The organism is Hyphomicrobiales bacterium, from assembly GCA_039973685.1.
Taxonomy (GTDB): Bacteria; Pseudomonadota; Alphaproteobacteria; order Rhizobiales; family JACESI01; genus JACESI01.
The window spans coordinates 151,382-175,385 of the sequence record JBDWKL010000016.1 but is presented as its reverse complement, the minus strand read 5'-3'; the positions used below and the strand labels follow the sequence as shown (position 1 = coordinate 175,385).

At 48.7% G+C, this 24,004-nt stretch carries 22 protein-coding genes; 12 read left to right on the top strand and 10 right to left on the bottom strand.

The features are described 5' to 3' along the window. On the top strand, window positions 1–1,063 hold a 1,063-nt coding region (ftsY, locus tag ABJO30_04860; protein ID MEP3232137.1), incomplete at its 5' end, for a signal recognition particle-docking protein FtsY. 2 nt (window positions 1,064–1,065) lie between these two features. Here ftsY and ABJO30_04855 read toward each other — a convergent pair. Further along, window positions 1,066–1,656: an arylesterase gene (locus tag ABJO30_04855; GenBank protein ID MEP3232136.1), complete on the bottom strand. Its 591-nt coding sequence runs from the start codon at window positions 1,654–1,656 to the stop codon at window positions 1,066–1,068. A 110-nt stretch (window positions 1,657–1,766) separates the two neighbouring features. On the opposite strand from ABJO30_04855, the gene ABJO30_04850 reads away from it, so the two are divergent. From ABJO30_04850 to ABJO30_04835, 4 genes are all read left to right on the top strand, one after another. Continuing rightward, window positions 1,767–2,516: an ABC transporter ATP-binding protein gene (locus ABJO30_04850; protein MEP3232135.1), complete on the top strand. Its 750-nt coding sequence runs from the start codon at window positions 1,767–1,769 to the stop codon at window positions 2,514–2,516. Next, window positions 2,513–5,101: an ABC transporter permease gene (locus ABJO30_04845; protein ID MEP3232134.1), complete on the top strand. Its 2,589-nt coding sequence runs from the start codon at window positions 2,513–2,515 to the stop codon at window positions 5,099–5,101. Before ABJO30_04850 ends, ABJO30_04845 begins: the two co-directional genes overlap by 4 nt. A 156-nt stretch (window positions 5,102–5,257) precedes the next feature. After that, window positions 5,258–6,031, top strand: a complete 774-nt coding sequence (locus ABJO30_04840) for a Bax inhibitor-1/YccA family protein (GenBank protein MEP3232133.1) — start codon at window positions 5,258–5,260, stop codon at window positions 6,029–6,031. 71 nt (window positions 6,032–6,102) lie between these two features. Continuing rightward, window positions 6,103–6,600 carry an N-acetyltransferase family protein gene (locus ABJO30_04835; protein MEP3232132.1) on the top strand — a complete coding sequence of 166 codons (498 nt, stop codon included), beginning with the start codon at window positions 6,103–6,105 and terminating at the stop codon, window positions 6,598–6,600. A gap of 4 nt (window positions 6,601–6,604) precedes the next feature. Here ABJO30_04835 and ABJO30_04830 read toward each other — a convergent pair whose 3' ends face one another. Further along, window positions 6,605–6,961, bottom strand: a complete 357-nt coding sequence (locus ABJO30_04830; protein ID MEP3232131.1) for a DUF2794 domain-containing protein — start codon at window positions 6,959–6,961, stop codon at window positions 6,605–6,607. A gap of 475 nt (window positions 6,962–7,436) precedes the next feature. Between ABJO30_04830 and htpG the strand changes: the two genes are divergently transcribed. Then, a complete protein-coding gene (gene htpG, locus ABJO30_04825; protein ID MEP3232130.1) occupies window positions 7,437–9,359 on the top strand; it encodes a molecular chaperone HtpG in 1,923 nt (640 codons plus the stop codon). Between the two features lie 59 nt (window positions 9,360–9,418). On the opposite strand, the gene ABJO30_04820 is transcribed toward htpG, so the two are convergent. Continuing rightward, window positions 9,419–10,168, bottom strand: a complete 750-nt coding sequence (locus tag ABJO30_04820) for a DUF1223 domain-containing protein (GenBank protein MEP3232129.1) — start codon at window positions 10,166–10,168, stop codon at window positions 9,419–9,421. Between the two features lie 121 nt (window positions 10,169–10,289). Beyond that, window positions 10,290–10,835: a DUF924 family protein gene (locus ABJO30_04815; protein MEP3232128.1), complete on the bottom strand. Its 546-nt coding sequence runs from the start codon at window positions 10,833–10,835 to the stop codon at window positions 10,290–10,292. A 177-nt stretch (window positions 10,836–11,012) separates the two neighbouring features. On the opposite strand from ABJO30_04815, the gene ABJO30_04810 reads away from it, so the two are divergent. Both ABJO30_04810 and ABJO30_04805 read left to right on the top strand, forming a co-directional pair. Then, window positions 11,013–11,504 (top strand): hypothetical protein, encoded by a 492-nt coding sequence (locus ABJO30_04810; protein ID MEP3232127.1) that lies wholly within the window; start codon window positions 11,013–11,015, stop codon window positions 11,502–11,504. A 115-nt stretch (window positions 11,505–11,619) separates the two neighbouring features. Next, a complete protein-coding gene (locus ABJO30_04805; GenBank protein ID MEP3232126.1) occupies window positions 11,620–12,129 on the top strand; it encodes an NUDIX hydrolase in 510 nt (169 codons plus the stop codon). A gap of 5 nt (window positions 12,130–12,134) precedes the next feature. Here ABJO30_04805 and ABJO30_04800 read toward each other — a convergent pair whose 3' ends face one another. Beyond that, entirely contained in the window at window positions 12,135–12,776 is a 642-nt protein-coding gene (locus ABJO30_04800) for a septation protein A (GenBank protein MEP3232125.1), read from the bottom strand. 195 nt (window positions 12,777–12,971) lie between these two features. Between ABJO30_04800 and ABJO30_04795 the strand changes: the two genes are divergently transcribed. Next, complete coding sequence (locus ABJO30_04795) at window positions 12,972–13,667, top strand: hypothetical protein (GenBank protein ID MEP3232124.1); 696 nt, start codon at window positions 12,972–12,974, stop codon at window positions 13,665–13,667. 26 nt (window positions 13,668–13,693) lie between these two features. Here ABJO30_04795 and ABJO30_04790 read toward each other — a convergent pair whose 3' ends face one another. Together ABJO30_04790 and ABJO30_04785 are read right to left on the bottom strand one after the other, a co-directional pair. Next, window positions 13,694–14,323: a glutathione S-transferase N-terminal domain-containing protein gene (locus ABJO30_04790; GenBank protein MEP3232123.1), complete on the bottom strand. Its 630-nt coding sequence runs from the start codon at window positions 14,321–14,323 to the stop codon at window positions 13,694–13,696. Between the two features lie 81 nt (window positions 14,324–14,404). After that, entirely contained in the window at window positions 14,405–15,238 is an 834-nt protein-coding gene (locus ABJO30_04785; protein ID MEP3232122.1) for a DUF3445 domain-containing protein, read from the bottom strand. A gap of 127 nt (window positions 15,239–15,365) precedes the next feature. Between ABJO30_04785 and ABJO30_04780 the strand changes: the two genes are divergently transcribed. Genes ABJO30_04780 through ABJO30_04770 form a run of 3 tightly spaced genes read left to right on the top strand, consistent with a single transcriptional unit; the run spans window position 15,366 to window position 21,254 of the window. Next, window positions 15,366–16,232 carry a hypothetical protein gene (locus tag ABJO30_04780; protein ID MEP3232121.1) on the top strand — a complete coding sequence of 289 codons (867 nt, stop codon included), beginning with the start codon at window positions 15,366–15,368 and terminating at the stop codon, window positions 16,230–16,232. Further along, window positions 16,117–17,817: a DUF6504 family protein gene (locus ABJO30_04775; GenBank protein MEP3232120.1), complete on the top strand. Its 1,701-nt coding sequence runs from the start codon at window positions 16,117–16,119 to the stop codon at window positions 17,815–17,817. The genes ABJO30_04780 and ABJO30_04775 overlap by 116 nt, the downstream gene beginning before the upstream one ends. Further along, a complete protein-coding gene (locus tag ABJO30_04770; protein ID MEP3232119.1) occupies window positions 17,817–21,254 on the top strand; it encodes an error-prone DNA polymerase in 3,438 nt (1,145 codons plus the stop codon). The genes ABJO30_04775 and ABJO30_04770 overlap by 1 nt, the downstream gene beginning before the upstream one ends. A 59-nt stretch (window positions 21,255–21,313) precedes the next feature. Here ABJO30_04770 and ABJO30_04765 read toward each other — a convergent pair whose 3' ends face one another. The 3 genes from ABJO30_04765 to ABJO30_04755 are packed head-to-tail and all read right to left on the bottom strand — an operon-like array spanning window position 21,314 to window position 24,002. Beyond that, on the bottom strand, window positions 21,314–22,063 hold the full coding sequence (locus tag ABJO30_04765) for an ABC transporter ATP-binding protein (GenBank protein ID MEP3232118.1): 750 nt from the start codon (window positions 22,061–22,063) through the stop codon (window positions 21,314–21,316). Further along, window positions 22,063–22,827, bottom strand: coding sequence for an ABC transporter ATP-binding protein (locus tag ABJO30_04760; protein MEP3232117.1), 765 nt, complete (start codon window positions 22,825–22,827; stop codon window positions 22,063–22,065). Before ABJO30_04760 ends, ABJO30_04765 begins: the two co-directional genes overlap by 1 nt. Window positions 22,828–22,832: 5 nt before the next feature. Beyond that, the gene (locus ABJO30_04755) at window positions 22,833–24,002 is read right to left on the bottom strand and encodes a branched-chain amino acid ABC transporter permease (protein MEP3232116.1); all 1,170 of its coding nucleotides are present in this window, start codon (window positions 24,000–24,002) and stop codon (window positions 22,833–22,835) included. Window positions 24,003–24,004: the final 2 nt, after the last annotated feature.

Here is a 24,004-nt window from a genome sequence, read left to right as displayed (position 1 = left end):
AGAGCCAGAGCCAGAGCCAGAGCCAGAGCCAGAGCCAGAGCCAGAGCCAGAGCCAGAGCCAGAGCCAGAGCCAGAGCCAGAGCCAGAGCCAGAGAAAATTTCGCTGGATGATGAACCGCGTCAAGAGGCAACGGAAGAACCTGAGAAAAAATCTTGGTTTCAGCGCCTCAAAACAGGTCTGTCAAAATCTTCGCAGTCTTTAACGGGCAACATCACGGCGATCTTCACCCAGCGCAAACTGGATGCGGACACCGTACAGGATTTGGAAGACGTTTTGATCCAAGCCGACCTTGGCATTGAAACCGCCATGGCGATCACTGATTCGCTGTCAGAAAGTCGCTACGGCAAAGACATCTCAGGAGATGAAATCCGCACTGTGCTTGCTGAGGAAGTTGAAAAAGTGCTGGCCCCTGTCGCCAAGCCTTTGGAACTCGATCTTGAAAAGAAGCCCCACGTCATCCTCGTGGTTGGCGTCAATGGTACGGGTAAAACCACCACCATTGGTAAGCTCACCGCGAAACTGACCCGTGAAGGCGCAAAAGTTATGTTGGCGGCAGGCGATACCTTCCGCGCAGCAGCCGTTGAGCAACTTAAAATTTGGGGCAAGCGCACCAATTCACCCGTGGTCGCCCGTGACATTGGTTCCGATGCTGCCGGTCTTGCCTTTGACGCAATGAACGATGCGAAAGAAGCAGGTAGCGATGTGTTGATGATCGACACCGCTGGCCGTCTTCAAAACAGAACAGAATTGATGGACGAGCTTGAAAAAGTCATCCGCGTCATCAAGAAACAAGATGAGACAGCACCCCACACTGTACTTTTAACTCTTGATGCAACAACAGGCCAAAACGCCCTGCAACAAGTCGAGATTTTCAAACAAAAAGCAGGCGTCAACGGGCTGGTAATGACCAAACTAGACGGCACGGCACGCGGCGGTATTTTGGTCGCCATCGCTGCTAAGCACCAATTGCCCGTTTACTTCATCGGCATTGGTGAAGGCATTGATGATCTTGAACCGTTTGAAGCGGATGAATTTGCAAAAGCGATTGCGGGCTTGGCGTAAGCCTATCTCGCCGTCGCCTTCTCAATCAGTTCTTTGACGCTTGGGAAGATATTTTCAACGATCACAGCAACGCCCTTTTTCGTGGGGTGCATGCCGTCTGGTTGGTTCAGCGCCCCGTCACCAGCAACACCCTTTAAAAAGAACGGGTAAAAAAGCGTGCCGTGTTCTTCGGCCAAATCTGGATAGATTGCGTTGAATTCCTCACCGTATTCTTTCCCCAAATTTGGGGCTGCTTGCATACCGGCAATCAGCACGGGCAACTTACGCTCTGTAAGCCCTGTCACCATCGCATCAAGATTTTCTCGCGTTGATTTCACAGGAAGACCGCGCAGCATGTCGTTTGCGCCGAGTTCCAAGATAACGCCATCAGCCTCAGGCCCAACAGACCAATTCAACCGTGAGCGCCCACCACTCGTGGTATCACCAGACACACCCGCATTGATCAATTCAACATCATATCCTTCTGTGATAAGCTTTGCTTGTAATTGCGGCACAAAACCCTGACCGCGATCCAGCCCAAAACCCGCCGTTAAACTGTCTCCAAAGACGACTATTTTCAACGTCTCCGCTTGCGCAAAAGAGGCGGCGCACATAAGGCATACAAAAAATATTGATCGCAGATGATGAAAAATCATTATCACTTTCCCATATGGTGGTTTGGTACTGCACTATTCCATATAAGCACTGATTAGAGGAATACCCATTGTCCGACCAGCCTTCCGTCTCAAATAATTCTATTATCGACCTTGAAAACGTCCACCTCTCCCTTGGGCAAGGTGCAGCCCGTGTCCATATCTTAAAAGGGGTAAGCGTTGCCATTGAACGCGGCGAAGCTGTTGGTCTTGTTGGTCCATCAGGTTCTGGAAAATCGACCCTTCTTATGGTGATGAGCGGATTGGAACGGGCGGATAGCGGCAATGTTTCCATCGTCGATCATGACTTGATGGCCTTGAGCGAAGACGATTTGGCGCGCTTTCGCGGACGCCATGTGGGCATCGTATTTCAATCTTTCCACCTCATTGCCAATATGACAGCGCTAGAAAATGTCGCCGTACCGCTGGAACTTGCAGGTGTTGCCAATGCCTTTGCCCGCGCAGAAGAAGAATTGAAATCTGTCGGTCTTGATGACCGCCTCTCTCATTATCCAGGTGAACTTTCCGGCGGTGAACAACAGCGTGTTGCGATTGCCCGCGCCCTTGTTGCTCAACCTGATCTCCTCATTGCCGATGAGCCGACAGGCAATCTGGATGAAGACACCGGCGAAGATATTTCAAACCTTCTCTTCAAGCTTCAAAAAGAGCGCGACATGACCTTGTTGCTTGTCACCCATGATCTCAAGCTTGCTGGACGATGTGACCGTGCAATCGAGATTAGAAGCGGTGAAATTCGTGGTGAAGATGGTGAGAACACCTTGCTTAACCGCGTGGTCAAATCTGCGAGTGCTGCCGAATGAGCACTATGGATGTAGCATCAAGCAGCCCTTCAATGGGCTTATTCAAATCTCTCCGCCTCGCTTTTACCTTTGCCACCAGAGAAATGCGGGCGGGTGTGCGCGGTTTTATGATTTTTCTCGCCTGTTTGTCGCTTGGCGTTGCAGCCATCGCAGGCGTAAACGCGCTTTCTGCCTCGCTGGTGAACAGTATCTCGTCTGAAGGCCAATCAATCCTTGGCGGCGATATTCGCTTCTCACTCATCCATCGCGAAACCACAGAGCCTGAACAAGCCTATCTCGATAAACTCGGCCCCGTCACCGTTGCGGCCACCATGCGTTCCATGGCACGACTGCCAGATGGGTCAGACCAAGCACTCACAGAATTAAAAGGCGTTGACGAGAACTACCCGCTTTATGGCGAGATGAAACTTGTCAACAAAGGCAACATCCATGATCTTTTAAAAGAACAGGATAAAGGCACTTTTGGCGGAGTGGTCGAGCTTGGGTTTTTAGCCCGCCTTAATATCGAAGTCGGTGGATTGATCGATCTTGGCGGTATCAAAGTCAAAATTATGGATGTGATTGAAAACGAACCAGACCGTCTTGCTGGCGGCGTTGGCTTTGGCCCGCGTTTGATGATTTCCAATGAAGCCATTCGCGCTTCTGGTCTTGTTCAACCAGGCAGCCTTGTGCGCTGGCATTATAAGGTGAAGCTTCAAGACGGTGTTTCAAACGACGATATTCAGGCGGTTCGTGAAGCGGCTGAAACCGAGATGCCGAAAGCAGGATGGCGCATTCGTGCTAGAGACAACGCCTCCCCCGGCCTCTCGCGCAATATTCAACGCTTCGCTCAATTCCTGACCCTTGTGGGATTAACAGCCCTCGTTGTGGGTGGTGTGGGTGTCGCTAACGCGGTAACGGCTTATCTTGATAGCAAGCGTGAAGTCATTGCGACATTTAAAAGCATTGGCGCAATTGGTAGCTTTGTTTTCTTTGTCTATGTCATCCAAATCATGATGATTGCGACCATCGCGGTCACGATCGGCTTGGCGCTTGGAGCTTTCATCCCATCGGTTGCGGCCTACTTCTTACAAGGCGCGCTTCCGATTGAAATCGATACAAAGATACCTGCCGCCTCTCTCGCACTCGCTGCGGTCTATGGATATTTAATGGCATTAGTTTTTGCTCTTTGGCCTCTGTCAAAGGCCCGCGATATTCCACCGACGGCCTTATTCCGTGACCGCGAAGGGACCAGCAAACTGCCACGCCTGCCCTATCTCTTGGCATTGATTGGATGTGTCGCACTGTTGTTTACCCTCGCGATTGGTCTGTCAGATAATCGGGTGATCGCGACCGCGTTTGTTGGTGGCACAGTTGCAGCCTTCGTGCTTTTGCGGGTGACCGCCATTGGCATTATGGCACTTGCCAGAAAACTACCCCATGCCCGTTCCACAGAATGGCGTCTGGCAATTGGTAATATCCATAGACCTGGCTCGATCACACCATCGGTTGTCTTGTCCCTTGGCCTCGGCCTCTCTTTGCTCGTCACCATCGCGCTCATCGACGGCAATTTACGCAATCAATTGACCTCGTCACTTGCCGATGAAGCGCCAAGTTTCTTCTTCGTCGATATTCAAAACCACGAGATTAAAACTTTTGAGACACTGCTCAAAGACAACACCCAAGAGGCAACTCTCCAGCGTGTGCCAATGTTGCGCGGTTTCTTTGTTGATATTGCCGGACAAAAACCATCAGAAATGACCGTGAACAGCGAAAGTGCTTGGGCGCTGCGTGGTGATCGCGGCATTACTTATTCTGCGACCATTCCAGAAAATTCTGTGCTTGATGAAGGTGAATGGTGGGATGCAGATCATACAGACGGATCACTTGTTTCTTTCGATGAAGAAGTTGCCCGCCACTTTGGTCTTAAAATCGGCGACACCATTACCGTTAATGTGCTGGGTCGCGAAATCGTCTCCACAGTTGCCAGCACCCGTAAGGTGGAATGGCAATCGCTTGGCATTAATTTTGTGATGGTTTTCTCACCCAATACCTTCGCAGGCGCGCCGCATTCCCATCTCGCAACGCTAGCCCTTAAAGACGGCGGAACAGTTGAGAAAGAATTCGAGCTCATGAAAACCGTTGCCAATGCTTTCCCAACAGTCACCACCGTGCGCGTTAAAGACGCGCTTGAACGGGTGGCGGATGTGGTGGGTCAACTGGCTTGGGCCATCCGTGGCGCTTCTGGTGTCACCTTGCTTTCTTCAATCTTAGTACTTGCTGGCGCCCTTGCGGCGGGCCATCGCACACAAATTTATGACGCGGTGGTTTTAAAAACGCTGGGCGCAACGAGAGGGCAGCTTATGAAAGCCTATTTGCTGCAATTCACCCTGCTTGGTCTCATTACAGCCGTGTTTGGCATCTTATCCGGCACACTTGCCTCTTGGTTTGTGGTTGAGAATATTATGGATGGTGATTTCACCTTCTATCCAAGTGCCGCTTTTTCAGCAGCAGCCATTGCATTGTTCTTATGCATCGCGCTGGGCTTTGCTGGCACATGGCGCATATTGGGACAAAAGGCAGCACCCTTGTTAAGGAATGCATAAGATACTTGGCGCTGACAAGCTAAATAAACCAAACTTGAGCGTTTTTAGACCGAAAAGACTTGAGTATTTTAGTGAAGAACACCATATTGTGCAGGAATATAAGCGAAGAATGACCTTCGCTTAGTCTAGCTTTTTTAAACATTATAGGGTTTTTCGATGGCTGATTTAGAAAGACGTGCACAATATGGGCAGGCAACTGCTGCTAACGCTGATATTGATCAGGGTCTGCGTTCATACATGCTTTCTGTCTATAACTACATGGCTCTTGGCCTTGCGCTGACAGGTCTTGCGGCTTATTTCGTGTTCAATTTCGCGACAACGGGCGATGCAACACAAGGTGTGGCTCAGGTTCGTGAAGGTCTCTACCTTACACAATTTGGTGCAACAGTTTGGTCAGGTCCACTAAAATGGGTCTTTATGCTGGCGCCTCTCGGACTGGTCTTCTTCCTGTCCTTCCGCATTAATAAAATGAGTGTAAGTGCTGCACAGATCACTTTCTGGATTTACGCAACACTCGTTGGTGTATCGATTTCAACAGTCTTGTTGATCTACACATCTGAAAGCGTTGTTCGTACATTCTTCATTACGTCTGCTGCTTTCGCATCATTGAGCTTGTACGGTTACACAACCAAACGCAGCTTGTCTGGCATGGGTTCATTCCTAATGATGGGCCTCTTCGGCATCATCATCGCAATGGTCGTGAACATCTTCCTTCAATCATCTGCGCTACAGTTTGCAATCTCAGGCCTCGGCGTTTTGATCTTTGCTGGCCTCACAGCCTATGACACACAGCAAATCAAAGAGATGTATTACGAAGGTGACGATTCAACCACTCAAGGCCGCAAAGCCGTAATGGGTGCGCTGCGTCTCTACCTCGACTTCATCAACATGTTTATGTTCTTGCTTCAGTTCTTGGGTAACCGCGAATAGTTGAGCAATTGAACAGAATCTGAGCATTAAGGCGGCTTTCGAGCCGCCTTTTTCTTTGCTAGCATTTGATTATGACAGTAACGATCCGCGATACCTCATTAGATGATCTAGCGGCCATCGCCGCAATCTATGCAGACCATGTTAAACACGGTCTCGCCTCCTTCGAGTACGACCCTCCTAGTGAAGCCGAAATGACACGCCGCTTTCAAGCGCTTGCAGATGGCGGACATCCCTATCTTGTTGCAGAGAAAGACGGGGAAGCCGTTGGGTATGCCTATGCTGGCCCCTTCCACACCCGAAAAGCTTATGAATTGACAGTTGAAAACTCCGTCTATCTAGCACCCAAAGCCCAAGGGCAAGGGATTGGCACCCAATTGCTTGAACGGCTCATTTTGGAATGTCGTAGACGGGAATATCGCCAGATGATTGCCGTCATCACCAAACTTAATCCAGCATGGTCTGTAAGGCTGCATGAAAAAGCTGGCTTTGAATATGTCGGCACATTGAAAGAAGTTGGCTTCAAAAAAGATCAATGGCTGGACGTCATTTATATGCAGCTTGCGCTTTAACGGCTTAGTCCACCACCCGTAAGTGCTTGCGTGGTTCCAGCACTTTCAGTACTTGGCGCAATTCATGACCACGTTTTAAAATCATACCCGCCGCATTGATCACACTATAGGCCCCTTGCTTACGGGCAAGCTTTGGATTTTTCTCAACCTGATAGATCGGCATTTCGCTCGTGCGTTTGAAGATGGAGAAAACCGCGCGTTCCTTTTGGAAATCTAACGCATAATCACGCCATTCCCCCTCAGCAACACGGTAGCCATAAACTCGTAGAATCTCAGATAATTCACGGCGGTCAAACGCGATCTGCGTGGGTTGTTTTTGATGAGGCTTATGAACGGTTGTGGTATTTGATAACGTGACAATGTTTGAATCACGCTTGCTTTCACCCCGTTCAGGAAATTCGCTATTATCCAAGAACAACTCCTCCGCTAACCTTATGATCGACCGCTGAGACAAAAAGATCAAGCTGTGAATTTAGTGAGCTTTGTTGATAAACTTGCGTAAACGAATGAAATGATAACTATTTTCAAGTTATTTTTCATCAAAATTTCTCTTTTTAGCCGCAATTCAGTCAAATAACTGACACGAATGGTGTTCATCTTGTCATCACTACCCAAGGTGGCCTGGCTTTAACTGTACTGGTTTTTCAGCCCCCCAGCCCCCCAGGCAGATTTCGCCAGGCCTCTTTCTTGTGTAGCGAATACTCCTAGAGTAACTAACCAACTAAATTTCCTAAGTCAGCTTACGCTGACTTTTTTTTGCAAATTTTTCTCATTCAGCTTTGAATTTTTCTCTCAAAACTCCTATCTGTCGCACAACGACAATTTAGGATTGAGCAATGAGCACAGAAGATACATCCAACAAAGCAGAACACGCCTTTGAAGCGGAAGTCGCGCAGCTTTTGAAAATGATGGTTCACTCCGTCTATTCAAACAAAGACATCTTCTTGCGCGAACTCATTTCAAACGCGGCTGATGCCTGCGAAAAAATTCGCTTTCTTGCGATCGACAATCCTGATCTGACCAAGGATGACCCTGACTTCAAAATCATGTTGAACTTTGATGAGAAAGACAACGTGTTGATGATTGCAGACAATGGCGTCGGCATGAATAAAGACGAATTGATCGGCAACCTTGGAACAATCGCACGTTCTGGCACAAAAGCTTTCCTTGATGGTTTGTCTGAAAAATCTGATGGGAATGCGCTGATTGGTCAATTCGGTGTTGGTTTTTATTCAGCCTTCATGGTTGCGGACAAAGTGGATGTGATTTCGCGCAAAGCAGGCGAAGAACAAGCCCATATCTGGTCTTCAGATGGCGAAGGCACCTTTTCAGTAGAAGAGATCGATATCCCAGCTGATAAGCGCGGGACAATGGTGAAGCTTTATCTCTCAGAAGACGGCAAAGACTACGCCAGCAACGCGAAGATCGAAGAGATTGTTCGCTCCTATTCATCCCACGTGCCTGTGCCGATTCATATCTTCGGCACTGAGAGCGTTAATGGTGATGATGACAGCGAGACGATTGAGCCTTTTGATCGCATCATAAGCGATGGCAGTGCACTTTGGACCAAGTCTAAATTGGATATTTCTGATGAGGAATATAACGAGTTTTATAATCTGGTTTCAGGCAATTTTGATGAACCAGCGAAGACCCTCCACTACCGCGTAGAAGGCCGTCAAGAATACACCGTCCTTGCCTATTTGCCGAGCATGAAGCCGTTTGACCTGTTCAACCCAGATCGCAAAGGCCGCATGAAGCTTTATGTGCGCCGCGTGTTTATTTCCGATGAAGTAGAAATGCTGCCAGCATGGCTTCGTTTTGTTCGTGGTGTGATTGATTCTGAAGATCTTCCACTCAATATTTCGCGCGAACTTTTACAAGATAATCCGCTTTTGGAATCGATCAAAACGGGTGTCACCAAACGCATCTTGTCTGAGCTTTCAAAAATGTCTGAGAAAGACAGCGAAACTTTTGAAAAGGTCTGGGAGGCATTCGGTCCCGTCATCAAAGAAGGCCTTTATGAAGACATGGCCCGCCGTGATGACATCTACGGTTTTGCGCGGTTTAAAACCAGCACATCAGATGGCAAATGGCGCAGCCTTGCAAGCTACCTTGAAGACATGAAGGAAAACCAGACAACCATCTATTACGCGCTAGGCGATAGTGATGATGCGATAAAAGCAAGCCCGCACCTTGAAGGATACCGGGCACGCGGTGTGGAAGTTCTGTATCTTTCGGATCCAGTGGATGCCTTTTGGGTTCGCACAGCTCTCGGCTTCCAAGGCAAACCCTTTAAGTCGGTCACACAAGGATCTGATGATCTGGATAACTTGAAGTCTGCTGATGACGAGACCAAAGAAGATGAAAAAGAAAACAAGGCGGAACTCGCCAACCTCTATACCTTCTTGAAAGAGACACTGGGCGATGACGTCTCTGACGTGCGCGCATCCTCTCGCCTTGCTGAAAGTCCGGTATGTCTGGTGGCCTCTGACGGTGCAATGGATATGCAATTGCAAAAAATTTTGAAAGATCAACCAGATGCAGGTTTTAATCCGGCGCCTGTTTTAGAAATCAACGCATCGCACGCCATCATTGAAAAATTGGCCGCTCACCTAGATAGCGGGAAAGACAAAGCGCTTGCCGAGCAAATGGCAACGATACTTCATGGTCAGGCGAAAATTATGGATGGGGAACAGCCCAATGATCCAGCAAAATTTGCGTCAGCCCTTGGGGTGTTTATGGCAAAGGCGATAGATTAATCGCACCAAAAATAATAAGCGCCTTCACTGTCCGATAGGGATTGTGACGGCGCTTAAATTTAACTGGATTCATTCATCCAAGTAGCAGCGCCTAGAATTTTGGACGAGATTTTTCCCTGCTTCGTCTGAAGGATAATGGCAAGACCATTAATGTCACCCGTCATCAAGTCAGGTTTGGCGAATTTCATTGTCATTGCTTCGCCTTTCCACTCGCCCAGTGGGCGCATCTCTTTTACGATATTTGTATAGGTAATTTCCGTATTCCGGTTTTCACCACGTCCAATCGCAACAGTCCCGCTTCTTTGAAGCAGTGCCATCCAAACGGTGCCTGTGCTGATTGGCGATTTGCCTTCAACATCAATTTTAATGTCAACGCCGGCCTGTTCAATATTAATGTCGACCGGAAGCGATCCACGTGTAACAAGCTTGTTGATTCCATTAGGATCACTGCCCACTGCATGGTTTGACCCATTCACAACGACCTGCGGTGTATAAACAGATTGATCGCCGCGCAACGCCGCATAACCATATTGGCGATGTGTAAATTCTTTTTTCGCGAAGGTATCTTTCCAGCCAAGATAATCCCAGTAAGTCACCGGCAAAGTCAGCACAACTAAATCTGGATCTTTCGCATATTCCGCCGCCAATTCATCAGCTGGCGGGCATGAGGAACACCCTTGGCTCGTGAAGAGCTCAATAACGCCTTTTGTACCAGCCTGGGCATTATCGGCCCATGATACAAGACTGAACAAACCAGCCGCAAATATGCTGGCTGATAAAACAAGTTGCTTTTTAATCGAACGATTCATAATTTTCCAAAAAGATAGTCGTAGGGTTTGTGCGCACCTAAGCACGCATTAATTGTAACTAATATAAGCAAAACAACTTAATCAAGCGAGTAACGACTCCTTGAGGTTGTTCAACATACCGTTAGAACGCTGTGCCAGGTGTGTTAATGAAGGTTTTCTCTTCTGGTGAGGATACTCGATCAATGGCTTTATTTCTATGAGGAAAGCGGCCATATTTTTTGACAACATCGTGATGCTTATTGGCATAAGCAATGTTTGATGTGATCCCAAGCGCTGTGAATAGTGCAACAGATTGCTCTTGGTCTTCCAACGTTTCTGCATGCATGAACGGCATATAGACAAAGATGCGGTGATTATCTGGCATGGTTTTATCTGCGCCCGATGTAATGAGATCTTTCGCAATTAAAAGCGCTAACGGGTCCGTATCAAAAGCTTGGCCCGAACCGCGAAACATATTTCTGGAGAATTGATCGAACACCAAAATTGCAGCAAGAGCGCCTTTGGGCGTGCTGGTGAAGCTTGATGCATCTTTTTTCAAGCTTGCATGAAGCGGCCCAAAACGTCGTTTGATTTCGGCGTCAAATTGCTCATCTTTGACGAATTGCTGCTTTGGGCTGATTTCTTCAAACCAGAATGAAAGAACATCTTGTGCGCTTGGGGTATTCACTTGGCTAATTTCCTGCCGGATACATGCTTTGGTGCGTTATCTATTTTAAAGCATAGCGCAGTCATTTTCTGAAACAAAATTTAACTTGAGTATTTGACACAAGAAATAATTCATGCTTTTTAACATGAGTAATAATATCAAGTTAAATCAATAAACGCAAACAAGTTGAGGTTCAGCATGTCTATCAATGCGGCAGAAAGATACGTGAATAGGCCAGCAGAAATGCTCATCCTTCAAGGCTACAGACGTTGGACGCTTGGTTTTGCAACGAAGAATGTGCGGCTTTGGGATGAGGCATGGAACCTCTTCTGCCTTGAGCTCGGCGCAAAGAACGCGCGTGATTGCATGAGCCGTTTGATTACATTCGTCAAAACCCTTGGCACATGCGCCAACTGCCCTTTAAGAACGCTCCCGCTGGAAGATGATGCGCTATGCCGTGATGAATGTTTGGTGATGGGACTAATCGCTGCCATGCAACACGGTGATGACGCTGCCGCAGAAATATGTTTGCAGGCCCTAAGCTGCACCAAACGCTGCGATGAGGTAGCCTTTGCCGCACGCGACTTAGCTTTCGCCCTTCAACGCGCGCAGTCCGTTTTAAGCCCTGTGCCTGCCAACGTCTTAATGGATATCGCCCACCAAGATATGCCAAGCCGAGAAGTGCATTAGGCAAGCTAATCGCGATTCTCCATAAGCAATCAGCCATTCCTTTACTAACCGAGGTCTGCGCCCGCAAAACAATCCAAAGCTGGATAGTTCGGGATTTTGTTCTATAAATAGTTTTATGGAGACGGAAAATTTCACCAAACAAGTGCCTGATGGCGATACGCATGAGCGTGATGTTTGCACGACCTGCGGCTTTATTGATTATGTGAACCCGAAAATTGTGGTCGGTTCCGTGGTCCGCCATGAGGGCAAGATTTTGCTTTGCAAACGCGCGATTGAGCCGCGATCTGGCTATTGGACCCTGCCTGCTGGATATTTGGAGTTAAATGAGACGCCAGAAAATGGTGCAATACGTGAAGCGCAAGAAGAAGCCTGCGCCGACCTCATTATAGACAGTCTGCTTGCTGTTTATGCCGTCCCGCATATCTCGCAAGTGCAATTAATGTATCGCGCACGCTTGCAGACGCCCCATTTTGCAGCAGGGCCAGAAAGTCTCGATGTGCAACTGTTTGATTGGGACGACATACCGTGGGAAGACCTTGCTTTTCCATCCGTCCATTGGGCATTAAAACAAGATTTGATGGTGGAAATGGGCGAGGCTATCGGGCCATTTAAAAACCCAGAATAAGGCGCTTATTCCGCGCCCTCATCCTCTTCTTCCGGCAGGGCATAACGGGTGACAACCGTCATTTGAAACATAGCAAAAACCATCGTGATTGGCATGGTGCCCCACACCTTAAATGATACCCAAAAATCCGTTGAAGAATTACGCCAAACCACTTCGTTTAAGACCGCAAGAAAGATAAAAAACAGGCCCCAACGCAGGGTTAATATACGCCACCCTTCTTCTGTAATTTTAAAAGCAGATTCAAATACATAAGCAAGAAATGATTTGCCAAAATAAAGCCCAATCAACAAAACAGAAGCAAAGAGCATGTTCACAATAGTCGGCTTCATCTTGATGAACGTGTCATCCTGCAAATAAAGCGTCAAACCGCCAAATACCAAAACCACAGCGAGGGTCACGAGCGGCATCATGGGCACGGTGCGGGTTAGCAACAGTGAAAGACCGAGCGAAATCACCATCGCAATCATAAATAATCCGGTTGCGATAAAGATCGGTCCACCAAAGGAGGCGAGGATCGGAAATTGCTCCGCCAATTGCTCACCTTTGGAATTTGCAAAGAAGAAAACCAGCAGCGGTCCTAACTCAAGTGCAAACTTCAAAATTGGGTTGATCTCGTTTTTTTTAGCAACTGTGATTTGTCTATCCACGGCAAAATCCTAAATTACAATGATGTGATCTGGATATGGGCCTATCTAGTGCTATTGTCCAGAGCATTGACGTTTGATGCGTTGTAAACACGTATCGGTTTTGAATAGTGATAAGTTGTTAACCTTTTACCGTTCTACTTTAGGAAGTGTAAAGTACGAGTACAGGGAGGATAACGGCAAACTTGTGAGGTTCACATGGCTAATCTTCTATGGACTACCAAGACCAAACGTCGCATTCCCGTCTTCCTATCGCTTTTTCTGGGTGCCGCTCTTCTAAGCTTCAGCCCACTTTCCCAAACACCTGCCCATGCCTGCCAGTTCATCATTCCTGATGCAAATGGCAATGAAGCGCGTGGTCCTTCTTTTGAAATGATGTCGACTGGCTTCTTACAAGGGGCGATTGAATGCGGTGACGAAATTCACCAGCTTCATGTCATGACCATTGATGTCGATGCCAAGCAGGCTCATTTGGGCGTGCGCGATGATCCACTTTTCACGCAAGATGTGACGGGTGAATTAAAACCAATTTCTGCGGTACCCGTGTCATCAAACACCAATGTTCACATTATGGGTCGGGTCAATCAATTCCCGCGCATTGGCGTGCGCCGTGGGTTTGTCCGCTTTGCAACGCTGTGTGATGCAGATGATGCATTGGCGCCGTTAGACTGTTCATGGCGCGCCGCGCGCATTAAATTTCGCACGACCATCATTGATACCAATGCAGATGAAGAAGTCGATCGCTCTTACCATGAGATGAGCATTTATGACGGCAAAGGCCGTTTGCATATGGTGACCTTCTGGACGCCGCATCGTCCGCAATTAAACACAACTGCGAACGATTGGATTAGTGCGCTAAAGGCCTTCGGCCTGGATTTCGCGCAAGCAGGCTAAGGCTTGTACCTAGATGAACCCGACGGCTAAGCTGTCGGGATTTCACCCATAACTTTCGGCACATGATAGCCCTTTTGAACGGCAGGCCGCTCTAAAAGACGATTGTACCACGCCTGTACATTCGGAAATTTGGTAATATCCACTTTGTGCCATTCATAGCGTGATGCCCACGGCCAGCAAGCCATATCAGCAATGCTGTACTCACCACAGATATAGTCTTGTCCTTCAAGCTGCTTATCTAGCACCCCATAAAGACGGTTGGCTTCAGTGCGGAACCGGTCAGCGGCATATTCTGATTTTCCAGGGTTGAAATGCGAGAAGTGGTGACCTTGACCAAGCATTGGGCCGAAGCCTGCTTTTTGCCACATCAACCATTCAATCACCCGCCACCGTGCTTCGCCCTCTTTAGGAAGAAACTGACCGTATTTATCAGCCAGATACATCATGATCGCGCCTGATTCCATAAGCTTCATGCCGTTATCTTGGTCGACAATTGCCGGAATTTTATTGTTTGGGCTGATTTCAAGAAATTCAGGTTTGAACTGATCATCTTCACCAATGTTAATTGGATGAGCTGTATAAGGCACGCCCAACTCTTCAAGCAGAATAGAGACCTTACGGCCATTCGGTGTCGTCCAAGTGTATAGATCAATCATAGTAAGCTCCGGATTATTCAGTTCGCCAACTTGTAACCCACCTTGGCTTTTTTTCATAGGACAACAAAGGCCTTCTCATTGCTAAACCGATAGCCCAAACGGAATGCCTTTATAAGCCAGTTCATCCGCCGTCATATTCGACAATTGCTCGTTGAGCTGCGCGACACCTGCCTCGCCCTCCGGTTTTTGTCGAAGCGCGCTCACGCGGTCTAAGTAAATGCGGACGGTAAAAAGGATATCGCCAGAGCGAGGCATCTTGCGCAATGTCTGCCGCTCAACTCGCACATAGGGGTCGTGGGTTAGATTACGGTTTTCAAACTTTTCAGGCCGCATCATGGAAGCAGAAGGGTGATAAAGCGCATCATCTTCATGCAGGCTCCAGTTTTGTCGCCAAACGGGAAGTTCCACCTGCAACTTATCGAAAATACGATCAATCATCATGGCATTGCGCGTGTTCGGCCCAAAGGCTGGCACGGGCGCGTGGATTTGATCCATCGGTTTGCCAAACTTCTCAACCAAAGACCACGAAGACGGAAATGACAAAGACGCCGCCACCAAGCGCCATCCTTCTGGACCATGACGCATTAAAATCAAATCATCTTGGCAAATACGGGCAGCCGTTAAAAGCGGTGGTTGGTCATCTAATGAAACCTGACGCTTGCCAATACTCATAACATCACCCTGCTTTTGATAAAGCGACGGGTATTGAGCAATCAGACATTCGATAATCGACTGCAAAATTTCGTCTTGTGAAGTCTGCGTCCCCTCTTCTGCCTGAAAAACCAAATCAGGGTGCGCGTCATAAAGCCGATCTTTTTCTTCCAGATAGAATTCCAACTGGCCGTCCACATCCAACCATTCACTAAGGTTAAGTGGCAAAAGCCCGATTGCAAAAGGTTTGTGAAAGACCGTCATGAAACGCCTGAAATAAGAGGTTACAGCGGCAAACCTAGCAGCGACTTTCCAGCTCTCCAAGTCTTTCGCTTGACTCTTTTTAAACAGTTTGGAATCTATAAGAACAAAATAAGAACATTGAGAATCGATGACCCAGATACGCAGCGACCTTTTGCGTCGCCTAAAAACACAAATCGCAAGTCTTGAGAACCAACTGGCACCGGATAAAACCCTGCCAGATGCACAGCTTATGGAGAATTCTATCAAGCACGATCAATTTTGTTTCGGAATCGAATCGATTGATCAAACTTTCACCCACAAGGCCATGCCGCTTTTTTGCTTGAATGAGATTAGCACGTCAAACCGTGAGGCAGGTGCTGGTTCTGGGTTTTTGCTTGGTGTGTTGTCACAATTGTCCGCACAGCGCCAAGGGCCGCTTATCTGGATTGCGACCCATAAAGCTCTTATCGAAACTGGTTTTCTTTATGGACCGGGCCTTCATGGCTTTGGCCTGCCCCCTGATCGATTGCTGATTGTACAAACGGCAAGGGAAAAAGACGCGTTATGGGCTGCCGAAGAAGCGCTCAGTTTGGGGGGCGCTCTAAGCGTGGTCTTGAACCTGCAAAGCAGCACTAAAGGCCTTAGCCTTGCCGCAACCCGCCGTCTTCATTTGCGGGCAGAAACCAACCACACGCCTTGCTTTATACTGCTTGCAGGAAGCGACCCACCAGCCCCTTCCATTGCGCTCACCCGCTGGCAAATTGAGACGGCAAGTGCTGGCACCTTAAGCGGTTTTCAAGACGGCATTGGCCATCCCGCTTTCATCGCAAATCTCACCAGAAACAGGCAAGGCCAAACCGGCACTTTCACGCTTCAATGGAACACCCATCATGCAAAATTTGAAACAGCCAATAAGAGAACCATCGCCCGCACCGGCACCTCTCAAGAAAGCAGCAAGACGGTATCTGGCGCTGTGGCTTCCTTATCTCGCCACCGACCGACTGGCACGGCTTGAAAAGGGTAAACACTGGCGCAAAAAAGGCGACGACGATCAGCCCCTCATCTTAATTGCCTCGATTAAGTCAGCCCAACGCATTGTCGCCGTCAATCATGCCGCGGAAGCACTCTCTTTACGGGTAGGGCAAACGCTGGCTGATGCTCGCGCTCAATATCCAAATTTGGATGTGGCAGAAGACGACCCACGCGCAAACGCGGCCCTTTTAGAAACCATTGCCGATTGGGCCAATCGCTACACACCACTGGTCGCGCTCGATCGTGAAGCAAGCACCTTTGATAAATCCCCCCTTTCCTCCAGTCTTTTTAAATATGGTTTGCTCTTTGACATTACAGGCTGCGCCCATCTTTTCACGTCTCTATCTAATCCTACCCAAGACGCTGAAACCATCATGGTGGCGGACATCAAAGAGAAGCTCAACGCACAAGGCTTCATGGTGCAAACCGGGCTTGCAAGCACCGTTGGCACCGCATGGGCTGTTAGTCGGTTTTCAAATGGAAAAATCATAAAAGCAGGACAAGAAAAACCCACCCTCAACGCCATGCCCATCGCCGCCCTTCGCTTAGACCCAGCCATTGAAGAGACCATGATCCGCGTCGGTCTAAAACGAATTGAGCAAATCATCGACCTCCCCCGTGCCCCTCTCGCCAATCGGTTCGGGCTTCACCTCATCCGCAATATCAATCGGGCGTTGGGCGATGAAGAAGAAAGCATTTCGCCCCGCCTTCCTGTTCCTGCTCTCATGGTTGAACGGCGTTTTCATGAACCTATAAGCCATTCAACTGACATAGACACCATTCTGCGCAAACTGGCTGAAACTCTTGTCGTGACGTTGGAGACAAGAGGCGAAGGCGCGCGGGTCGTGGAGGCTCACTTGTTTCAAAGTGACGGCGGCATGACACAAGCACAAATTTCGACAGCAAAGAGCCTCACCAATGCAGATGCCATCGTCACTTTGTTTCGCGACCGATTAGACGAAAGCCTCGAGCGCTTTTCTGCCCGCCGCCAAACAGAAGCGGATGGTTTTGATGTGATCCGATTATCAATCCTTTTAAGCGAGCCACACAAAGCAGAACAAACAAGCTTTCACCAAGATGAAACCAACACATTAAATGCCGATCTTGCCCATTTGATTGACAAGCTTGGGGTTCGCCTTGGCGTTGAAAACATCATTCGCCTTTCATCGGGTGACAGCCACCAACCGGAAGAAGCTATCATTCGCCAACGCGCCGTTGATGGCGCACCCAACACCCAAGCGTGGCCTTCGCCCCACAAAGATCAGCCCATCACACGACCCATTCGCCTGTTTGACCAGCCAGAAGAAATTGAGACAATTGCCGCCGTCCCAGAAGGCCCACCACGCAGCTTTCGTTGGCGGCACCTGCTTTATACAGTGAGCCGCGTAGAAGGCCCTGAACGCATCAGCGCGCCTTGGTGGCGTGACAAAGGCATCAAGCCCCGCTTCACCCGTGATTACTACCGCATTGAAGATGAAGAAGGGCGCCGCTTCTGGCTCTATCGTGACGGTCTTTATGAAGAAGAACGCACCAACCCGAAATGGTATGTGCACGGGCTGTTTGCTTGATGGCCCCAGACTTACCCACAAACCTACCTTTTGCAGAGCTCGGCATCACTAGCAATTTCACCTTCTTAAAAGGTGCATCCCACCCCGAAGAAGTTGCAGCGCAATCAACTATGTTGGGCCTTGCTGGTTTTTCAATCTGCGACGAAAACACGCTGGCCGGATCAGTGCGCGGCCATATCGCTGCCAAAGAAGCGGGCATTGAATACCGTGTTGGGTGTCGTCTTGTTTTTGCCGATGGTACGCCCGACCTTTTAATCTGGCCAGAAGACCGCGCCGCCTATGCCCGCCTTTGTCGCCTGCTTTCAACTGGCAGACTTCGCGCACCACAATCAAATGATGAAACACGCAAGAATTGCCATCTCATTTTAACTGACTGTCTTGAGTGGGCAGAGGGCTCAATCATTGCAGTGGTGCCAGAGGGTCATTCTATTGAGGTACTGACTGAGACAATCAATGCTCTTTCTTGTCTTAGTGAACCCATCCGCCTGATTTTATCCATGCCCTATGGGGCATCAGATAAGAGGAGGCTTTTTGAGCTGATAAAGCTTGCCCGCCAAACCAAAGCCAGAATGATGGCGAGCAACCTACCGCTTTATCACACGAAAGAACGGCGACCATTGCAAGACACCATCACCGCCATTCGTGAACATGTACCGCTCACAAAAGCTGGTTGCCTTCTTTCTCAAAACGCTGAGCGCCATTTAAAAACCACATACGATATGCCCTTCCTTGCCCGTGAAGTGCCTGAAGCTTTTCATGAGACAATAAAGGTGATGGAGGCGATCAACTTCACCCTTGATGAGTTGAGCTATAACTACCCGCAGGAAAGTTCTGGCAAAAGTGCTACCCCACAAGAAGAGCTTGAACGCCTTGCTTATAAAGGAGCAGAGGCGCGTTATCCTGATGGCGTACCCGACAAAGTGGAACGTGGATTAAAACACGAGCTCTCGCTCATTCATCGCCTTCGCTACGCCCCCTATTTTCTCACCGTCTACGACATTGTTCGCTTCGCTCGCTCCCAGAAAATTCTTTGCCAAGGGCGTGGGTCTGCCGCCAACTCTGTCACCTGTTATTGCATCGGCATTACAGAGGTGAACCCTGATAAAATCGATGTGCTGTTTGAACGCTTCATCTCAGAAGAACGCAAAGAGCCACCAGATATCGATGTTGATTTTGAACATGAGCGGCGCGAAGAAGTTATCCAATATATCTACCAAAAATATGGTCGGCACCGCGCAGGGCTTGCCGCCACCGTCACCACCTATCGCGCCCGCTCCGCTATTAGGGAAGTTGGCAAAGCCTTTGGTCTTTCTGAAGATTGCGTCGGCAGTTTAAGTGCCACTATATGGGGGCAGTCCTCTTCCACCATCAGCAAAGAAGAAGCCGCCCGCATTGGCTATAATCCTAATGACCCGATGATTAAAAAAGTTATCGAAATCACGGAGGAACTCATCGGTTTTCCTCGCCACCTTTCCCAGCACGTGGGCGGGTTCGTCATTACAGATGATCGACTTGATGAAGTGATCCCCCTTCAAAACGCCACCATGCAAGATCGTACCATTGTAGAATGGGATAAAGACGATCTCAATCACCTCAACATTTTGAAAATTGACGTGCTGGCGCTTGGGATGCTTTCGTGCTTACGCAAAGCTTTCAGCCTGCTGCATCAGCATTACGGCCTCGCCTATACATTGGCGACCCAGCCCAGCGAAGATCCGCGCGTTTACAATATGATTTCGCGCGCAGACACTTTGGGCGTTTTTCAAATTGAAAGCCGCGCCCAAATGTCCATGCTGCCGCGCCTCAAGCCGCGAGAGTTTTATGACTTGGTAATTGAAGTCGCCATCGTTCGCCCCGGCCCAATACAGGGCGATATGGTGCATCCCTATCTAAGACGGCGGCAGGGGTTGGAGAAAGTTATCTATCCCTCAAAAGAGCTAGAAGATGTTTTGGCCAAAACCCTCGGCGTACCGCTTTTTCAAGAGCAGGCCATGAAAATTGCAATTGTTGGCGCGGGCTTTTCACCGGGTGAGGCTGATCGTCTACGCCGCGCCATGGCCACCTTTCGTCGTGTGGGCACCATTGGTTCCTTCCAACAAAAAATGGTCAATGGCATGGTGGCAAAAGGATATGAAGCCGCTTTTGCCGAACGCTGTTTCAAACAGATTGAAGGCTTCGGCGAATATGGCTTTCCAGAAAGCCACGCGGCCAGTTTCGCGCTACTGGTTTATGCCTCTTGCTGGTTTAAATGCTTCTATCCCGATGTGTTCGCGGCCGCTCTTTTAAACTCACAACCCATGGGCTTTTATGCACCTGCCCAAATTGTACGCGATGCCCGCGAACATGGTGTGGAGGTTCGTCCCGTCGATGTGAATTATTCAACCTTTGATAATCAACTAGAGGCCATGTCAAAGGACTGGCAGATTAGCCATCATCTACACACAAAAAATCAAGCCATGAAAGATGACATTCAAACCCGTTACGCCATGCGCCTTGGCTTTCGCCAAATTAAAGGTTTGAGCGCGGCGATTGCTGACCAGCTGGTTGCAGCGCGAGGGGATGGTTATCGCAGCCTTCGTGATTTATGGCTGAGAGGCGGGCTTAGCCGCGCCATTATTGAGCGGCTTGCGGATGCGGATGCGTTTCGTTCAATCGGGCTGGACCGTCGCCGTGCTTTGTGGGATGCCCGCCATTTAGATAGCAGCCCTAAGCGCAAAGATGGCACCCAACACCTGCCGCTGTTTGATCGTGCGGACATGCCCGCCTTACAAAACGAGCCAGAGATTGACCTGCCGAAAATGCCATTGAGTGAACATGTCATCAACGACTACCGCTATTTAAGCCTATCCTTAAAAGCTCATCCAGTTTCCTTTGTGCGCGAACAACTCAACGAAGCAAGAGCACGGCCAACCGCTGACCTTGAGGTGATGCATAACAATCAATTTGTAAGCGTGGCAGGCTTAGTGCTGGTACGCCAACGCCCTGGGTCGGCCAAAGGCGTAATCTTCGCCACCATTGAAGATGAGACAGGTATTGCCAATATTATTGTCTGGCCCAAAACCTTCAAGAAATATCGGCCCATCGTGATGGGTGCTCGCTTCATCAAAGTATCCGGCAAACTGCAAAAAGCAGATGGGGTGACCCACGTCATTGCCAATCACATAGAAGACTGGACAGACCATTTAGCCCTTCTATCTGAGGACATCTATCAAGTTGATATTCTAGACCGCGCGGATGAGGTCAAGCGACCCGTCGATGACATCGGCACAAAAATCACAAGCCGCACTATACGAGGCCGTCGCAGTGTTACCGCACCTGTCACCAAAAATGATATTGAGGCCTATATCAACGCGCGGGTAGAAGGGTTGGCCGCTACGAGCGAAGAAAGTATTGAAGCCACGAAGAGAGTGATGCCAAAAGGGCGTAATTTTCACTGATTCAAAAGCCCAATAAAAAAGGGCCATAAGGCCCTTTTAAAGTCGTGATTTTACGCGAACTAGATCGCGAGATATTCGTGACGAAGTTCTTCGTTATCGAGAACCTCTTTCGCCGTACCCTCAAACACGATGTGACCCGTATCAAGAATAAGCGCACGGTCAGCGAGTTTAAGCGCTGCCACAGCATTTTGCTCAACGATGATTGTTGTGATGCCAAGCTCACGCACACCTTGAAGGATGCGTTCGATCTCTTGAACAATCACAGGCGCCAAACCTTCGTAAGGCTCATCGAGAAGAAGAAGCTTCAAGTCCCGCGACAAAGCACGTGCAACGGCAAGCATCTGCTGTTCACCACCTGACATGGTGATTGCTTCTTGGCTACGACGTTCTGCAAGACGTGGGAAGTGCTCATAAACTTTTTCAATTTCCCAGCCAATGTTGCCATCAACCTGAGATAGAATAAGATTTTCTTCAACTGTCAAACCGCCAATGATACGACGATCTTCTGGCACCAATTGAATACCTGCTTGCGACGCTTGATAAGACTTCATCTCATGGACAGCTTGTCCGTTGAGATAAATTTCACCTTTACGAAGCGCTGGGTCATCAAGGCGCGAAATTGTGCGAAGCGTAGATGTTTTGCCTGCACCGTTACGGCCAAGAAGGGCTAGAATTTCGCCCTCTTTAACGTCAAAGGAAACGCCTTGCACAATGTAGCTCTCACCGTAGTAAGAGTGCACATCACGCACGGAGAAGTAAGGCATATCGCTTGCAGAAGCGACTTCTTCTTTTGTTGGTTCTGCGTTCATTAGTGCGCCCCTCCAAGATATGCTTCTTGCACTTTAGGATTGCCGCGCACTTCTTCAGGCGTGCCTTCAGCAATAATTTGACCCTGTGCTAGTACCGAAATTTTATCGGCTAGTGAGAAAACAACGTGCATATCATGCTCGATGATTACCTTCGTCATGCCGCGCGCTTTTAGCTTTTGCAAAAGATCAATTGTGCGGTTTGTATCGTGACGCGCCATACCAGCGGTTGGCTCATCAAGAAGTAGAAGGCGTGGTTGTTGGATCAAACCCATCGCAAGTTCCAAGCGACGCTTGTTACCGCGCGATAGACTTGCTGCTTCATTGTTGCGTTCTTCAAACAGGTTCACGTCTTCAAGGATGTGTTCTGCTTGTTCGCGCAATTCAACTTCCTTGTCGAGGTTCTTCCACGCACTGAAGTTAAACGCACCATCGCGTTTTGCCATTGCTGGAATAATCACATTTTCCAGAAGGTTTAGTTCTGGGAAAATTTCCGGCGTTTGAAAAACACGCGCAACACCAAGCTGGTTGATCTCATGTGGCTGGTGATTATCGAGAATTTCTCCATCAAAAATCACGTGGCCAACATCCGGCTTAATCCGACCCACACACACATTAAGCAGCGTGGACTTACCAGCACCATTCGGGCCGATAATCGCGTGAACTGTGCCTTCTTCGATTTGTAGATCAACATCCTTCAAAGCATGTAGACCACCAAAACGCTTACTAACATCAGCAACGTTCAATACAATATTATCAGTCGACATAATACTTACTCCGCCGGTTGGACTTCGCCGGCAGACGGCTCGTCATTTGTTTGTTTTTTGCGGAACAAGGCGCCAATACGACGGAACCCTTCCATAATACCACCAGGCAAGAAGATCACGATCAACATGAACATCAAACCAAGTGTCAATTCCCAACCGCCGCCGAAGAAGAGGCTAGAGATTTCCACCATAATGTGTTGCAGCGTTTCTGGTAAGAATGACCAAAATGCTTCCAATGTCGGCACGTTCACGGATGAGAATATCTGTTCAAGATATTTAATCACACCAGCACCGATCAATGGGCCAACCAATGTACCAACACCACCAAGAATGGTCATCAAGACAACCTCACCTGACGCTGTCCACTGCATCCGCTCGGCACCAGCCAGCGGGTCAGTGATGGCAAGCATTGTGCCTGCAAGACCAGCATACATTGCAGAGATAACAAAAGCTGCAAGTGTGTATGGGCGTGTGTTCAAGCCAGTGTAGCTCATACGGTTCTGGTTCGATTTAACCGCACGCAACATCAAGCCAAACGGCGAACGGAAGATGCGAACAGAGATGTAGAACATAATGATCAAGATCACCGCACAAATGTAGAAGCCTTCCCAGCCACTCACTTTCATGCCGAACAGATTGGTCACCGGTGCACCAAATTCTTGCACACCGAACAATTGGTCAATGTAACGCACATCCGCATCAAGCAAGCTTGTGGTTTCACCTTCTTTCAAGAGTGCCCGAATTTGCAGTCCTGTCTCACCATTCGTGATCGGTGTCAAAACCGAATAGGCGAGATTGAAAGACATTTGCGCAAAAGCGAGTGTCAAGATTGAGAAGTAAATACCCGAGCGACGCAACGAGACGTAACCGATGATCAGTCCGAAGATACCCGCGATGATAACACCGAGGATAATGGCCGGTACAATGTTCATTGTGAACAGTTTGAATGACCATACGGCTGCATAAGAACCTATACCGAGAAAGGCTGCATGACCAAAGGATAGGTAACCAGTCAATCCGAATAGAATATTGAAACCAATCGCGAAGACGCCAAAGATTGCAAATTTTTGAAGCAAATCTGGATAACCAGCGCCGAGAGGGGCCATCCACCAAGGCATTGCAAGGATCGCAATGGCAAAGATGATGATGAGAGAAAGATCGTTTGATTTTTTCATAA

Bases quoted from the DNA above. Each gene is read 5' to 3' on its own strand.
- ABJO30_04855 (MEP3232136.1), bottom strand. From the start codon at position 1,656: ATGTGCGCCGCCTCTTTTGCGCAAGCGGAGACGTTGAAAATAGTCGTC.
- ABJO30_04845 (MEP3232134.1), top strand. From the start codon at position 2,513: ATGAGCACTATGGATGTAGCATCAAGCAGCCCTTCAATGGGCTTATTC.
- ABJO30_04840 (MEP3232133.1), top strand. From the start codon at position 5,258: ATGGCTGATTTAGAAAGACGTGCACAATATGGGCAGGCAACTGCTGCT.
- ABJO30_04835 (MEP3232132.1), top strand. From the start codon at position 6,103: ATGACAGTAACGATCCGCGATACCTCATTAGATGATCTAGCGGCCATC.
- htpG (MEP3232130.1), top strand. From the start codon at position 7,437: ATGAGCACAGAAGATACATCCAACAAAGCAGAACACGCCTTTGAAGCG.
- ABJO30_04820 (MEP3232129.1), bottom strand. From the start codon at position 10,168: ATGAATCGTTCGATTAAAAAGCAACTTGTTTTATCAGCCAGCATATTT.
- ABJO30_04810 (MEP3232127.1), top strand. From the start codon at position 11,013: ATGTCTATCAATGCGGCAGAAAGATACGTGAATAGGCCAGCAGAAATG.
- ABJO30_04805 (MEP3232126.1), top strand. From the start codon at position 11,620: ATGGAGACGGAAAATTTCACCAAACAAGTGCCTGATGGCGATACGCAT.
- ABJO30_04795 (MEP3232124.1), top strand. From the start codon at position 12,972: ATGGCTAATCTTCTATGGACTACCAAGACCAAACGTCGCATTCCCGTC.
- ABJO30_04790 (MEP3232123.1), bottom strand. From the start codon at position 14,323: ATGATTGATCTATACACTTGGACGACACCGAATGGCCGTAAGGTCTCT.
- ABJO30_04785 (MEP3232122.1), bottom strand. From the start codon at position 15,238: ATGACGGTCTTTCACAAACCTTTTGCAATCGGGCTTTTGCCACTTAAC.
- ABJO30_04780 (MEP3232121.1), top strand. From the start codon at position 15,366: ATGACCCAGATACGCAGCGACCTTTTGCGTCGCCTAAAAACACAAATC.
- ABJO30_04770 (MEP3232119.1), top strand. From the start codon at position 17,817: ATGGCCCCAGACTTACCCACAAACCTACCTTTTGCAGAGCTCGGCATC.
- ABJO30_04765 (MEP3232118.1), bottom strand. From the start codon at position 22,063: ATGAACGCAGAACCAACAAAAGAAGAAGTCGCTTCTGCAAGCGATATG.
- ABJO30_04760 (MEP3232117.1), bottom strand. From the start codon at position 22,827: ATGTCGACTGATAATATTGTATTGAACGTTGCTGATGTTAGTAAGCGT.
- ABJO30_04755 (MEP3232116.1), bottom strand. From the start codon at position 24,002: ATGAAAAAATCAAACGATCTTTCTCTCATCATCATCTTTGCCATTGCG.